Source organism: Glutamicibacter sp. AGC84, from assembly GCF_053543575.1.
In genome coordinates this window covers 298,504-311,834 of sequence record NZ_JBLVOC010000027.1, presented here as the reverse complement: position 1 = coordinate 311,834, position 13,331 = coordinate 298,504, and the positions used below count along the sequence as shown (strand labels likewise).

At 61.5% G+C, this 13,331-nt stretch carries 14 protein-coding genes; 9 read left to right on the top strand and 5 right to left on the bottom strand.

Going from position 1 to position 13,331, the window contains the following annotated elements; translation table 11 throughout:
* The 6 genes from ACNPN0_RS17930 to ACNPN0_RS17905 all read left to right on the top strand — a co-directional run.
* Window positions 1–540: biotin--[acetyl-CoA-carboxylase] ligase (locus tag ACNPN0_RS17930; protein ID WP_448938960.1), on the top strand; the 540-nt coding region annotated here is incomplete at its 5' end.
* A gap of 86 nt (window positions 541–626) precedes the next feature.
* Complete coding sequence (locus tag ACNPN0_RS17925) at window positions 627–1,175, top strand: hypothetical protein (RefSeq protein ID WP_388024110.1); 549 nt, start codon at window positions 627–629, stop codon at window positions 1,173–1,175.
* Entirely contained in the window at window positions 1,172–2,383 is a 1,212-nt protein-coding gene (locus ACNPN0_RS17920) for an adenylate/guanylate cyclase domain-containing protein (protein ID WP_105657141.1), read from the top strand. Before ACNPN0_RS17925 ends, ACNPN0_RS17920 begins: the two co-directional genes overlap by 4 nt.
* Window positions 2,383–3,339, top strand: coding sequence for a PP2C family protein-serine/threonine phosphatase (locus ACNPN0_RS17915; protein WP_448937519.1), 957 nt, complete (start codon window positions 2,383–2,385; stop codon window positions 3,337–3,339). Before ACNPN0_RS17920 ends, ACNPN0_RS17915 begins: the two co-directional genes overlap by 1 nt.
* A gap of 47 nt (window positions 3,340–3,386) precedes the next feature.
* Window positions 3,387–5,663 (top strand): NAD-dependent DNA ligase LigA, encoded by a 2,277-nt coding sequence (ligA, locus tag ACNPN0_RS17910; protein ID WP_448937518.1) that lies wholly within the window; start codon window positions 3,387–3,389, stop codon window positions 5,661–5,663.
* A 2-nt stretch (window positions 5,664–5,665) separates the two neighbouring features.
* Window positions 5,666–6,466, top strand: coding sequence for an inositol monophosphatase family protein (locus ACNPN0_RS17905; RefSeq protein ID WP_448937517.1), 801 nt, complete (start codon window positions 5,666–5,668; stop codon window positions 6,464–6,466).
* Here the strand turns inward: ACNPN0_RS17905 and ACNPN0_RS17900 are convergent.
* Entirely contained in the window at window positions 6,463–7,020 is a 558-nt protein-coding gene (locus tag ACNPN0_RS17900) for a hypothetical protein (protein ID WP_448937516.1), read from the bottom strand. The two genes, ACNPN0_RS17905 and ACNPN0_RS17900, sit on opposite strands and share 4 nt — an antisense overlap.
* Window positions 7,021–7,177: 157 nt before the next feature.
* Here ACNPN0_RS17900 and ACNPN0_RS17895 point away from each other — a divergent pair, with 157 nt between their 5' ends.
* Entirely contained in the window at window positions 7,178–7,450 is a 273-nt protein-coding gene (locus ACNPN0_RS17895; RefSeq protein WP_448937515.1) for a hypothetical protein, read from the top strand.
* Window positions 7,451–7,459: 9 nt separating this feature from the next.
* Here ACNPN0_RS17895 and ACNPN0_RS17890 read toward each other — a convergent pair whose 3' ends face one another.
* From ACNPN0_RS17890 to ACNPN0_RS17880, 3 genes are all read right to left on the bottom strand, one after another.
* On the bottom strand, window positions 7,460–7,909 hold the full coding sequence (locus tag ACNPN0_RS17890) for an SRPBCC family protein (protein WP_332503376.1): 450 nt from the start codon (window positions 7,907–7,909) through the stop codon (window positions 7,460–7,462).
* Between the two features lie 28 nt (window positions 7,910–7,937).
* Window positions 7,938–8,744, bottom strand: coding sequence for a glucosamine-6-phosphate deaminase (locus tag ACNPN0_RS17885; protein ID WP_332487858.1), 807 nt, complete (start codon window positions 8,742–8,744; stop codon window positions 7,938–7,940).
* Between the two features lie 69 nt (window positions 8,745–8,813).
* A complete protein-coding gene (locus tag ACNPN0_RS17880) occupies window positions 8,814–9,944 on the bottom strand; it encodes an ROK family transcriptional regulator (RefSeq protein ID WP_448937514.1) in 1,131 nt (376 codons plus the stop codon).
* 193 nt (window positions 9,945–10,137) lie between these two features.
* Here ACNPN0_RS17880 and ACNPN0_RS17875 point away from each other — a divergent pair, with 193 nt between their 5' ends.
* Window positions 10,138–10,698, top strand: a complete 561-nt coding sequence (locus tag ACNPN0_RS17875) for a GNAT family N-acetyltransferase (RefSeq protein ID WP_448938959.1) — start codon at window positions 10,138–10,140, stop codon at window positions 10,696–10,698.
* A gap of 63 nt (window positions 10,699–10,761) precedes the next feature.
* On the top strand, window positions 10,762–12,675 hold the full coding sequence (locus ACNPN0_RS17870) for a penicillin-binding transpeptidase domain-containing protein (RefSeq protein WP_448937512.1): 1,914 nt from the start codon (window positions 10,762–10,764) through the stop codon (window positions 12,673–12,675).
* Between the two features lie 16 nt (window positions 12,676–12,691).
* On the opposite strand, the gene ACNPN0_RS17865 is transcribed toward ACNPN0_RS17870, so the two are convergent.
* Window positions 12,692–13,291 (bottom strand): GNAT family N-acetyltransferase, encoded by a 600-nt coding sequence (locus ACNPN0_RS17865; RefSeq protein WP_332727276.1) that lies wholly within the window; start codon window positions 13,289–13,291, stop codon window positions 12,692–12,694.
* Between the last annotated feature and the right edge of the window lie 40 nt (window positions 13,292–13,331).

The window sequence follows — 13,331 nt, the reverse complement described above, 5'->3', positions numbered from 1 at the left end:
AGCCGGGCCGCCGAGAATATCGGCGGCGTTCCCTTGGGCATCAAATGGCCCAACGATTTGTTGGCCGGAGAGCAGAAAGTCTGCGGCATACTGGCGCAAATGGTTCCAACTGGCAACGGCTACGGGGTAGTGGTTGGCACCGGAATCAACGTGAACCAGAACCGGGACGAGCTTCCGGTGCCCACCGCGACCTCCCTGCGTTTGGCTGGCGCCCAGAACTTGGACCGCACCGAACTGCTGGCTGAGTACCTGAAGCAATTCGCAGCACTGGATCAGGGTTTCCGCCGGGTCGGCGGCTTTGCGCAGATGCCGCTGCCGGGAAATAATGGAAAATCTTTGCGCCAGCTCGTCAGCGACAAGCTGGCCACACTGGGACATGAAGTGCGTGTGGAATTCCCCGATGGATCCACGCTGGTTGGCAACGCGGTCGAGTTGGGCGCAGACGGCTCACTGGTTCTGGAATATGGAACCGGGCAGCGAAAGCACGTGATGGCAGGGGACGTGCACCACGTACGGCGCGCCGACGGAAAGTATGCCTAACCAGACTTGGGTCTTGGCCCGGGACTATTATTGGAGATGATGACCGAAGCACGGAGTCGAGAACAGGAGGGGCGAGGAACAACACGATGAAGTTGCCGCTGCATGAAAGGGAACGAGTGATTATCAAAACTCGTGAACATTCCCGAGTGCTGCGCCAGCCCGTGGGAGCCTTCCTCGTATTGACTGCCCTGTGCACCTTCTCGTTGGGCTATCTCTCCCGGGAAGATCTCTCGGACTGGCTAGCTGGCAATGCGAATGTGTGGATGGTTGTTTCGGTGGTTCTCTGGGCCGCACTGGTGCTGATCTGGAGCGTGATTCCCTGGGCCCGCTGGCTACGCAGCCAAATCGTCTTGACCACCGAGCGGATCATGTTCCGGCCCACATACAACGATGGCAAGCTGCAATCTGTAGGATTATTTACAGTTCGCGACCTCGTCGCGCACAGCAAGGCGAAGAACACCATGACGCGTGCGGGAACCTTGGATATCGTGCTGAACCAGGGATACGTGAGACTCTCACATGTCCCCTCGGTACCGTATTTCCGATCCCTGGCAATGGAGGCGATGGCGAACCTGCGCAGCAACCAGAATGCGGCGCACACCGAAACGACGAACAGTGAGGGCATGGGGGCATGAGCACCGAGCACACCAACACACCCCGAGCAGACTCTCCGCAGTCCGCCGCCGAGGCTGTCCGCGGCGCCCGCCAGCACCCCCCTGTGGCCACACCGGCCGAGTCGGATCCAATTTTCGAACTTGCGCAGGCCATGGAAGGCCCCTTGCGCATTCCGGCCCACACCCCCGACGCTGTCCGCGACACCGTCGCTTCACTGGAAAGGCGGCTCATCGGCGGCCAACGCGAATTCCGTCGCCGCGAGGTCGCTTCCGAGGCCGGTGTTTCCCTGCACTCCGCGCGCAAGCTCTGGCGCGCCATCGGCTTCCCTGAACTCAGCGATGATGAAGTGTTCTTCACCCAGGCCGACAAGGAAGCCCTGGGCACCATGGTGGGGATGGTCCGCGAAGGCAAGCTGACCGAAGAAACCGCCATTTCCCTGATGCGTTCGGTTGGCCAGATGACTGACCGCATGGTGGTATGGCAGATCGAAGCCCTGGTTGAGGACATGATCGCCAACCAGAACATGTCGGATCGCCAGGCGCGCCGCCAGCTTTTCGGCCTGCTGCCCGAAATCATTCCAGCGATTGAAGACCTGCTGCTCTACTCATGGCGCCGCCAGCTGAACTCTGCCGTGCACCGCATGGCATTGCGGGTGGAAACCGGAGTGGCTGCCTACAACCAAGACCGTGGCGACGAAGATGGCGGCACCCCGCTGCCGCTGGCCCGTGCGGTGGGCTTTGCCGACCTGGTCTCCTACACTTCGCTGTCGCGCCGCATGAACGAGCGCACCCTGGCCCAGCTGGTGCAGCGCTTCGAAGCCAAATGCGCCGAAGTCATTTCCGTGGGCGGTGGCCGCCTGGTCAAGACCATTGGCGATGAAGTGCTCTACGTGGCCGAAACCCCGCAGGCCGGCGCCGAGATTGCGCTGTCCCTGTCGCGCGAGCTGGCCAAGGACGAGCTCTTCCCGCAAACCCGCGGCGCGGTGGTCTGGGGCCGGCTGCTCTCACGCCTGGGCGATATCTATGGTCCTACGGTGAACATGGCGGCTCGGCTGACCTCGCTGGCGGAACCGGGCACCGTGCTGACCGACGCGATTACCGCAAACACCCTGCGCAATGACGCACGCTTTGTGCTCACCGCCCAGGAAATCACCGCGGTGCGCGGCTTTGGAGACATTCAACCCTATGAGCTCTCCGCAGGCGAGGGAGCAGGACTGGTGATCGACTAATGGCTAAAGAACCAGCACCGGTACCGTTCATCCTCGCCGCGGCAGGGCTGACGGACGTGGGCCGGAAACGAACGCAAAACCAGGACCGCATCCTGATTCACGACATCGTGTATGCGGTAGCCGACGGCATGGGCGGTCACGAAGCTGGCGAGGTGGCCAGCCAGCTTGCGGTGGAAACCATGCAGGAAATCTGCACCTTCGCCAATAAGACGTCGGTTCGGAAACTGCCATCCGTGCCGGATGTCCAGCGCCAGGTGCAGCTGGCTGATGACCGCATTCGCGAAGCGCTTGAATCACGTGGCGGCACTACCTTGTGCGCATTGGTGCAGATCAAGACCCCGGGCAAAGGTCGGGACAATGTGACCGCTCCACTGGCCGCGGTGCCGCCCTGGACTTCAAGTTTCGCGATGACCCAGAACACTGATGTCATCTCCAAGATCACTCCGCAAATGCTGGAGAACCACCGCGCCAGTTTGGCTCCAGCTACCGAGCCGATTCCGGTGGTCGCCGATGAAATCCCGAGCCTGTTGCTGGTCAACGTGGGGGACTCGCGCGGATACCGGCTGCGTGATGGCGCCCTGCAGCAGCTGACCCGTGACCACTCGGCCGTGCAGGAAATGGTGGATGCCGGGCAGATCACCGAGTTGGAAGCCCGCAATCATCCGCACCGGAATCTGATTACCCGTGCGCTTGGCGCCGGCGCCGAAAGCCAGCCGGATCTCACCGTCTTGCAGCCGCGCATCGGCGACCGCTACATGCTGTGCAGCGACGGGCTCTCGGGCGAACTGACCGAAGACATCTTGCAGACCTTGCTGGTGAACTACAAGGACCGCACCGAAGCGGCCCGGATTCTCACCGGGGCCGCACTGGAAGCTGGCGGCCGGGACAACATCGCGGTGATTGTCCTTGATGTGCTGGCAGCCGAGTCCGCGCAAATTGACGCACCTGGGATCTAGGGCTCCAAGCCAGCTAAACTGTCCGCCGGTGGGGCACAATTGAATACGTGAGTGAAAAAGACGTAACACCAGTTGAGGCCTCCAACGTTCCGCCAGAAGCTGACAAGTCCCGCTATGAACAGCTGGTCGAGCAGATCCGTGCCCACCGCGAGGCGTACTACCAAAACGATGCTCCTCTGGTCTCCGACGCGCAATACGATGCGTTGTTCCATGAGCTCCAGCTGCTCGAGGCAACCTATCCCATCCTGGCTGGACAGGATTCGCCCACGCAGGAAGTCGGCGGCGAAGTTTCCGCCGCCTTCGCATCGGTCACCCACGCAAGCCGCATGTACTCGCTGGAAGACGTTTTCTCACTTGATGAACTCGAAGCGTGGCTCGAACGTGCCCAGGTCAATGCCGAACGCCTGCACCCGCAAACCCCGGTCAAGTGGCTGTGCGAAGTCAAAATCGATGGCCTGGCACTGAACCTGACCTACCGCCAGGGCAAGCTGGTGCGTGCAGCTACCCGCGGCGACGGCACCACCGGTGAAGACGTTACCCACAATGCGCTGACCATCGGCGACATCCCGCAGGAGTTGTCCGGCACCGGCTGGCCCGAAGAATTCGAAGTCCGCGGCGAAGTTTTCATTGCCACCGATGACTTCAACAAGTTCAACGAAGCGTTGATTGCCCAGGGCAAGGCGCCCCTGGCCAACCCGCGCAACGCGGCCGCCGGGTCCTTGCGCCAGAAAGACCCGGAACAGACTGCTAAGCGCCCGCTGCGCATGTTCGTGCACGGACTGGGCCGCAGCCGCGATTTCAACCTTGCTGAACAGTCCCAGGCTTACGAGCTGATGCGCAACTGGGGTCTTCCGGTTTCGCCCTACGGCCGCGTTGTCGGCAGCCGCCAGGAAGCCAAGGACTACATTGCCGAGCACGGCGAGAAGCGCCACGACTTGATCCATGACATCGATGGCATCGTCATCAAGGTCGATGACCTGGCCACCCAGGAACAGCTGGGCTACACCTCGCGTGTTCCACGCTGGGCTGTCGCCTACAAGTACCCGCCAGAAGAAGTGCACACCAAGCTGCTGGACATCCAGGTCCAGGTGGGGCGCACCGGCCGCGTGACGCCTTTCGGCGTGATGGAACCGGTCCTCGTCGCTGGCTCCACCGTTGCCCGCGCGACCCTGCACAACCAGGAAGTCGTCAAGGCGAAGAACGTCAAGATTGGCGACACCATTATCCTGCGCAAGGCGGGAGACGTCATCCCTGAAATTGTTGGCCCGGTGCTGCCACTGCGTGACGGCAACGATGACCTGCGTGATTTCGTCATGCCTGTCGAATGCCCATCCTGCGGGCAGCCACTGGCGCCGGCCAAGGAAGGCGATGTGGACATTCGTTGCCTCAACGCTGAATCCTGCCCGGCCCAGCTCACCGAACGCGTGGCCTACCTCGGCGGACGCAGCGCCCTTGATATCGAGGCACTGGGCTACGAAGCAGCGGCGGCCCTGACCAGCGGTCCGGGCGAGGACCCTGCCACCCAGGGCGGCATCATTCTGCCTGCTGGCCCCGGCCCGCTGAAAAACGAAGCCGAACTGTTCAACCTCAAGGACATGCTCGACGAGCTTGGCGAGGTGAAGGTATGGCGGGAAAAGCGTTCCAAGGGGGAAGGCACCGGCATTTTCGAGCTCGTCCCGTACTTCTACTCCAAGGCCACCGCCAAGAAGCCGTCAGAACCAACGAAGAGCACCATGAAGCTGCTCGATGAGTTGGAAAAGGCCAAGGGCAACCCGCTGTGGCGCGTGCTGGTGGCACTGTCCATCCGCCACGTTGGCCCGAACGCTTCGCGGGCCATTGCCACCCGCTACGGCTCCATGGATGCCCTGCTCGAGGTCCTTGACTCGGGCAACGCCGAGGCTGAACTGAGCGAAATCGATTCCGTCGGATCAATCATTGCCGACGCGCTGGTGGACTGGTTCAAGGTGGATTGGCACCGTGAAATTGTCTCCTCCTGGCAGGCCGCTGGGGTGAAGATGGAAGACGAGCAAGATGCGAACATCACCAAGAACCTCGAAGGCTTGGCCATTGTGGTGACCGGTACCTTGGAACACTATTCCCGCGATACCGCCAAGGAAGCGATCATTGTCCGTGGCGGCAAGGCCACCGGCAGCGTTTCGAAGAAGACGGACTTCCTCGTGGCCGGCGAAGCCGCAGGGTCAAAGCTGGACAAAGCCCAGTCCCTGGGTGTTCCGGTACTGGACGAAACCGGATTCGGCGTCCTGCTTGAACAGGGCCCAGACGCAGCGCGCGAGGTAGCCCTCGCCGCACTAACGGAAGGCTAGAAATGGACCGCGCAGTGACTCATGATCCGCTGGTAATGGTTGCCCGCCGGGCCGCCGCCGCCGGCGCCGAAGTACTCAACCGCCGCGATGAATCGCAGTTCAACCTCACCGACAAATCGGCGGCCGGGGACTGGGTGACCGACTTCGACCGTGCCGCCGAGGAAGCAATTCGCGCGGCCATCCTGACCTCCCGGCCCAACGACGAACTGACCGGCGAGGAATATCCAAGTGCCAAGCCTGCGAACCCGAGCGGCTTGCGCTGGAGCATTGATCCGCTGGATGGCACCACGAACTTCGTGCGCAACATCGCCTATTACTGCTCCTCGGTGGGCGTCTGCCAACGCAACGAGGATGGCAGCGAGACCTGGGTAGCCGCGGCCATCGTCGCCCCTGCATTGCAGGTGGAATACTTCGCCGGAAAGGGATTGGGTGCATGGAAGCTTGATCTGCGATCCGGGAAGCTCACACAGCTCACCGGGCCGGCCGAATCCGAGACCAGGATCCTGGCAACTGGCTTCGGCTATGATTCCCAGCGCCGCCAGTTCCAAGCCCAAGTGCTCGGGCAGATGCTCCAGGACTACGTCAATGTGCGCCGACTCGGCTCGGCCGCGCTGGACCTGTGCCTGGTGGCCGAGGGGTCTTTGGACGCCTACGCCGAATATGGCACCCAGGAGTATGACTGGGCTGCAGGCGCGCTGATTGCGGAGGAAGCCGGATGCCAGGTAGGCCGGCCCAGCAGCAACCAGGGCTGGCAGTACGCCGGATTGGTGGATCCAGCCAAGCTCGCGGAGCCTAGCGCCTAGGGAAGCAAAGCTGCTATCCACTGATGCGCGTAATGGATGGCGATGCCCACAGCTACACCGCCGCACACCTGTGTGGCGGTGTGCTGGTAGCTGCGGATCCGGGCCCAGGAAAGCACCGCAAGGAAGAACACCACTAGCGGCATCAGCTCGGCCTGCTGTCCCGCCACCTGCAAAACAACGTAGGTGCCCACAGCCAGGTGCACCGAGACCTTCCACCACAAATTAATCACGGCAACAAGCGCCAATCCAAGCAGGATGCTGAGCACTTCGAGGAAGATCCCGGAACCGGCATCCATGACCCGCAGCACGAGCAGGCTGCACAGGATCAATCCTGCGGTATAGGCATAGATCCCATGCCGCTGACGCCGGACGGTCACGTGCATATCGGTGACTTTGCCGCGCAGTTTCGCCCCGGCCAGGATCAGCCACGGAATAATCGTGGTGAACAAGGCGGCAACAATCGACTCGGTCCAGCGCACTGAGGAATCCCGCCATGGCGTTGCCAACAGCAACACGGTGGCCAGAATAATGGGGGAGAGCACGTGCGAAACCACTAAGGCGATTTTTCGCACCGCAAGAGGTGAGCTGGCTGTCGAGGTCTGCTGCATCGGGGTCATTGGCCTTGATAGGGGTAGCGGTTTACTGCCGTCGTGGCGACTAATCCACTGTACACGTGGAGCCGTCAATAATTCCCCTCGCAGGCCGACGGCGATGAGCCCTCGGATCCAACTTCCAATCCGCACTGCAACCGTGTACTCCGTCATCTTGGAGTGGGGCGAAGCCACATTGGATCAAGGCCCGGATCTGAAAATCCCGGTTAACGCCGACGGTTCGTTCAGCCATGTGCTTCCGGTGGATGCCAGTGAATTGCCCAGCCCGATGGCCGTCATAGTCCAGGCGCAGCCGCAGACCGGAGAATGCGGGGAATCCGACTCCTGCGCGGTGCGCCAGTGGGCTGTGGTCATCGAGCCACAGGACCGCTAGCGAGCAGGATTAGCCTTGCGCGTTGACCAGGTAGTCGTTGCGGATCCGGATGAGCTTGGGCAGGTACCAGCCAAGCACGAGCCGCTCGGCTAGCCAGCCCAAGGGACCCAATGGAGCGCTGAAGCGGATCTTGTCCACCATCAACGTCCCCTGGTCCGACTCGTAGAATTCATGGACGTGGTGGAAGGACTTGAAAGGCCCTCGCTCCTGCTGGTCGGTGAACGTGTGCGGGGCATCCAGGTCGGAAATCCTCGAGGTCATCCGGAAGGGGATGCCGAAATGCTTGGCACGCCAGGTGACCTGCTCGCCTAATCCGATAGCGCCGCTGGTAACCCCCGCCACGGCCTTTTCCTGCGAATCGGCCATTGAACCGGCGTGCGCGTCGATGCTGAGCGATTTCTCGAAGAGGTCGGCACGTGAAGCACCGCAAAGCGTAACGCATTCAAAGTAGACGGCCATGGCTTCAGTATGCCATTGGCTGGGCGGTTTAGCTGACCACGAGGTCTACGACGGTCAGTTCCTCAGCCGCGTCATCGTAGTATTCACGCAGTTTCAGCCCCTTGGCTGCCGCTTCATCAACTACTACCACTGCATCCTGGTGCAGCTGCAGGACGGATGCCGGGCAGGAAGCTGACAGCGGCCCTTCTACGGCAGCGGCAATGGCTTGGGCCTTGCCCGCGCCTACAGCCACCAGGACCAAGCGGCCGGCGTCAAGAATAGTACCTAGTCCCTGGGTGACGCAGTGGGTGGGAACGTGCTCGATGCCGTCGAAGAACCGGGCGTTGTCTTCACGGGTATTGGCCGCGAGGCGCTTGATGCGGGTGCGGCTTCGCAGCGCGCTGCCTGGTTCGTTGAAGCCCAGATGCCCATTGGATCCGATACCCAGAATCTGTACGTGGATGCCACCGGCCTGGGCGATGGAGGCATCGTAAGCCCGGGCCGCCGTCTCGATGGCTTCCACGGATGCGGCCATGCCCTGCGGTACATGCAGGCAGCGGGCAGGCAAGCCGATGACATTGCAGACCTCGTTGATCAGCGTCTGGCGGTAGGACTGTTCGTGGGTGTCCGGGATCCCGATGTACTCATCCAAGGCGAAACCCTGGGTATCGGTGAAGTCGGCACGGCCTTCCTGGACCGCACGGGAAAGTTCACGGTACAGGCCCAACGGGGACGAACCTGTGGCAAGCCCCAAATTCGAGGGGGCTCCAGCGCTGTGGTGGGCCAGGCCGGCCAACACGTTGTCGGCAGCGATGCGTGCAACTTCTTCAGGGGATGAACCAATGAGCACTCGCATGGTGGGCACTCTCCGATCTTGGCAGTGATGATTAGTGGAATACAGGTGTGGAGAAACCGGGCGGCCCCGCTAGGTGATCCCCAGTTCATGGAATAGCACGTTGACCGCGCAACCTCGGAGCACCAGATGCTCTGGATCTTCGCTCAGCGAAAGCCGGAAGTTCTCGGCGCGTGCAGTATGCGAGCGCAGGGCCAGTGCTTCGCGTAGCGCTTGCGCGAGAGGCTGATCCACGACTTCCGGGGTCCCGGTGAAAATGACATCGCGAATGTCGAGTACCGAAAGAAGCGGGGCAAGTGCGCCAGCAAGATACGCGGCGATCCGCTGATCCAGCTGTTCCTTTGGTTCCCCCTCGGCCAGGGACTTCCAGATTGCAGGAACGGAAGCATAGGCTTCCAGGCAGCCGATTTGCCCGCAGCTGCATAAGGCAGTGTCCTGCGCACGCTGGCGGACATGGCCCAGCTCGCCGGCGGCGAAATCGGAACCGCGCACCAGGATGTTGTGGGTGATGACGCCGCAGCCCACACCGCGCCCCAGGCGCAGCAAGATCATGTGGTCGCTGCCTTGGCCGAAAGTGTGCTCGGAAAGGATGGCGCAGTCGGCGTCATTGAGGACATGAGCGGCCAGGCCGGTAGCCTGCCCGACCGCAGATCGCAGGTCGTAGTCGCGCCAACCGAACTTTTCGGCTGCGACGACAATTCCCCGATCGGTCACTACGCCGGGCGAGCCAATGCCCACGCCCAGAACCGGTGCGTCGCATTCGGCTAGGGCGGTGTCGAGCAGCTCCAGGAGCTGGACCGTCGCGGCCTCACCGGTTGCTTCGCGTGCCTGGGCAGAAAAACTCTTGAGGATGGCGCCATCCAGATCCATGATGGCCGCCCGGAACGGGACAACGCCGGATAAGTCCACGCCGATGATCCTGAGCCCCGGGCGATTCAAATCGACGAGGGTGGAGGGCTTGCCGGGGCGTTTTTGCTCTTGCTGCCCGGTCTCAATGACGTGCGAGCGGTTGATCAATTCCGCGACCAGTTCCGAGACGGTGACACGTGTCAGGCCGGTAGCGCGTGCCAGATCGGCACGGCTCGAAGCGCCTTGGTCCGAAAGTGTTTGCAGAACCAGAGAGAGGTTGTGCTCCCTCCCATGGGACGGCAAAATAGCGCTGCCGTGCGACAGCACATTCCAGTCCTTGCGTGGGGAAGTCACAGGGTTAGTTAACTCCATTAACAAACTTGCGGGCAAGTTTTTCTCCCAGTTATTCGCAAGGCACTAATTCCCACCGCGAATCACTGCAGATCAGAGAAGAATTGCTCCGCAAAAATTTCAGCCAGAGCATCATTTGCCTTGGGTTCGGTGACGTGCAGAAAACCATCTGAGCTCGTGGCACACTTGGAGCATCATGACTGACGCGCAAACTTTTTCAACCAGCATTGGCGACTTGTCGATTGAACTGGCTGCTCCCGAGCACTACCAGCGTGTGGGGGAGCTGACCGCAGAGTCCTATTTTGCCGCTGGGCATTTCGACAGCCCGGATAACGAGTACCTGGACTTCGTGCGCAAGGTGGCCGAGCGTGCAGCCCAGACCGAAATCTACGTGGTGCGCCGGGAAGAAGAGATCATCGGTTCCATGACCTTGATCCGGGCGGGCAGCGACTATGCGGACATTGCCAGAGCGGACGAGCTGGAAATCCGCATGCTCAGCGTTGATCCGGCCGCGCAGCGCAGGGGTGTTGGCCGGAGCATGGTGCAGGCCGCCATCGAGCGCGCCCGGCTCATTCCCGGAATCAATGCCGTCTCCCTGACTACCGGCAGCAGCTGGGATTCTGCCCGGGGACTGTATGAATCCCTCGGATTCGTCCACTATCCCGAACGCGACTGGTTTGTGCCGAACACCGATATCGAATTGGTTGTCTACGCCTATAGCCTGCAGCCAAGAAGGATTCAGCCTGAATCCAGGTGAACCGCCCATGACTTCGGCGGACACACGTTGTGGTCTGTCCGAGCGCGTGAATAGAATGGCGCCATGAGTGCTATTCGCCGAAGTGTTGCCGCCCTGTCCATTGCGTCCCTGGCCATGGCCGCACTAAGCGCCTGCAGTGCTGGCGCGCCAGACCCGGCACCTTCGGCCGATGCACTGGTATCCGCCATGAATAGCGGCGATTTCGGCTCAGTGCAATTCGCTGGGACCAGCCCAGAAGATGCAGCGAAAGCCCAGGAAACTGCCTTTGGCACCATGGGCGAAATCAAGCACACGAGCACCGTTCGTTCGGTGGCCGAAGACGAAGAAGAGCAAGATGGGGTCAAGACTGCTACCGCGAGCATCACCACGGTATGGGATATCGACAAGTCGGACAAGGATCTGAGCTACGACACCCAAGCTGTGTGGGAATTCGACAAGGAATCCGATTCCTGGAAACTGCGCTTTGACCCGTCAATTCTTGCCCCTGAGTTCGAAACCGGCGACTACCTCAAAGCGGCCTTCGACCCTGCAGCACGAGGCAGCATCACCGATGCAGAAGGCGAAAGCATTGTCTCCAATCGGCCGGTGATTCGTGTTGGCATGGATAAGACCCACACCGGAAAAGAAAACTGGGAAAGCTCGGCGAAGAAACTGGCCAAGCTCGTGGACATCGATGAACAGGCCTATGCGCAACGAGTGATGGCCGCTGGCGACAAAGCCTGGGTGGAAGCAATTGTCTTGCGCGACGACGCAACGCGGGAAGTCACCGACGAGGAAATCAAGGGCATTCCGGGTGCCGGCTTCCACAACGACGAGCTGCCCTTGGCACCCACTCGCTCCTTCGCCCGCCCGCTGCTAGGCAGCGTTGGCAAGGCCACCGCCGAGAATATCGAGAAGTCTGAAGGCAAGGTCAAGGCCGGTGACCAGGTAGGCCAATCAGGATTGCAAGCCGCCTACAATGACACCCTCGCGGGAACTGCAGGAGTCTCGGTATCGCAGTACAACGCTGAAGATGAAGCGGTAGCGGAACTGATCACCACAGCCCCGGTAGCAGGCAAGGACCTGAAGACCACTTTGGACACCGGACTGCAGGAAACCGCGGATGAACTGTTGGCCGAAGCCGAATCGAACTCTGCCATCGTGGTCATTCGGCCCTCTGACGGCAGCGTCCTCGCGGCCTCCTCGGGCCCGGTTTCTTCCGGGCTGAACACCTCCTTGCAAGCTTCCTATGCACCGGGTTCTTCCTTCAAGGTCGTGAGCGCCTTGGCGATGCTGCGTGACGGAGCGACACCGGGCACCGAGGTCAAGTGCCCGGCAACCACGGTGGTGGATGGCAAGAGCTTCAAGAACTATGACGGCTATCCTGCTGCCGCCGTAGGCACCATCCCGCTATCCGAAGCAATCGCGCAGTCCTGCAACACGGTCTTTGTGAATCAGGGAACGGAAATTGGCGGCAAGAACCTGGCTGAAGCCGCGGCTGCTCTCGGCTTGCTGGCAGAGGACGGAACCGGTGCCGGCGCAGTGTTCGGTTCGGTGCCCGAAGATTCTGAAGGCACCACCCAGGCCGCGAACATGATTGGCCAGGGCGTGGTGGAAGCATCGCCACTGGGCATGGCCACCGTGATGGCATCGATCCAGGCGAAGTCCACAGTGCAGCCCAAGCTGATCCTGGCGCCAGAACCCCAGGCACCTGCCAAGCCGGCTTCCACGCTGAGCGAAGAGGAAGCAGGGCAGCTGTCCACCATGATGGCCGAGGTCGTGGACCACGGAACCCTGGAGGACCTGAAGGCAGTAGGCAGCGGAAAGATCATCGGCAAGAGCGGCACCGCCGAATACGACGGCGAAAAGAACGCTCATGCCTGGGCCATCGCCGCCCAAGGCGATCTGGCGGTTGCCGCGTTCGTCGAGGATGGAGACGGCGGAGCCCAGACGGCGGGACCGCTGGTGAAGTCCATGCTGGAGGAAGCGGCCAAATAGTACCGCGGGGTGCTGCTCAGCCCCGCTGGGCGAAGTATTCGCCGGCGAGCAGGCTCAGCTGCACCTGGTCGTGGAATACGCCATTGTGGAAGTACACCTCGCGTTGGCGCCCCTCCTGGGTATACCCGGCTTTCTCATAAGCCCGGATGGCCCGCTGGTTGAAGGCGGCAACGCACAGGCTAATCCGGTGCAGTCCCAACTCGCGGAAACCATAGCCGGACATCAACGCGGTGGCACGGGTGCCGAAACCCTGGCCGACGAAGTCCGGGCCGATCATCACCGCCATTTCAGCGGCGCGATGGGGCAACTGGCCGCCATGCAGCGTGATGTGCCCGATGAAGGTTCCGCTGCCGCGCTCGAAGATGCTGAAGCCGGCATCGCCGGAAGAGGGCTTGTTCTCGCTCCACTGTGCGAACATTTCCACGAGCGGAGTCCCGGGACGCGGTTTGATGGTTCGTTGCTGGAGCACCGCCCAGGCCGGATCGTTCCACCACCCGGCCATGACCGAGAAGTCCTCGTGCTCGGACTCGCGCAGTTCAATGGCGGCATCCCGCAGCAGGTTCTGCCCGTACTGCTGCGCCTGCTGAACTTCATCCCATGGCTCATGTGTGTGCATGAAACCATCGTAGGAGCTATCGGCTGGCCAAAGAACCGTT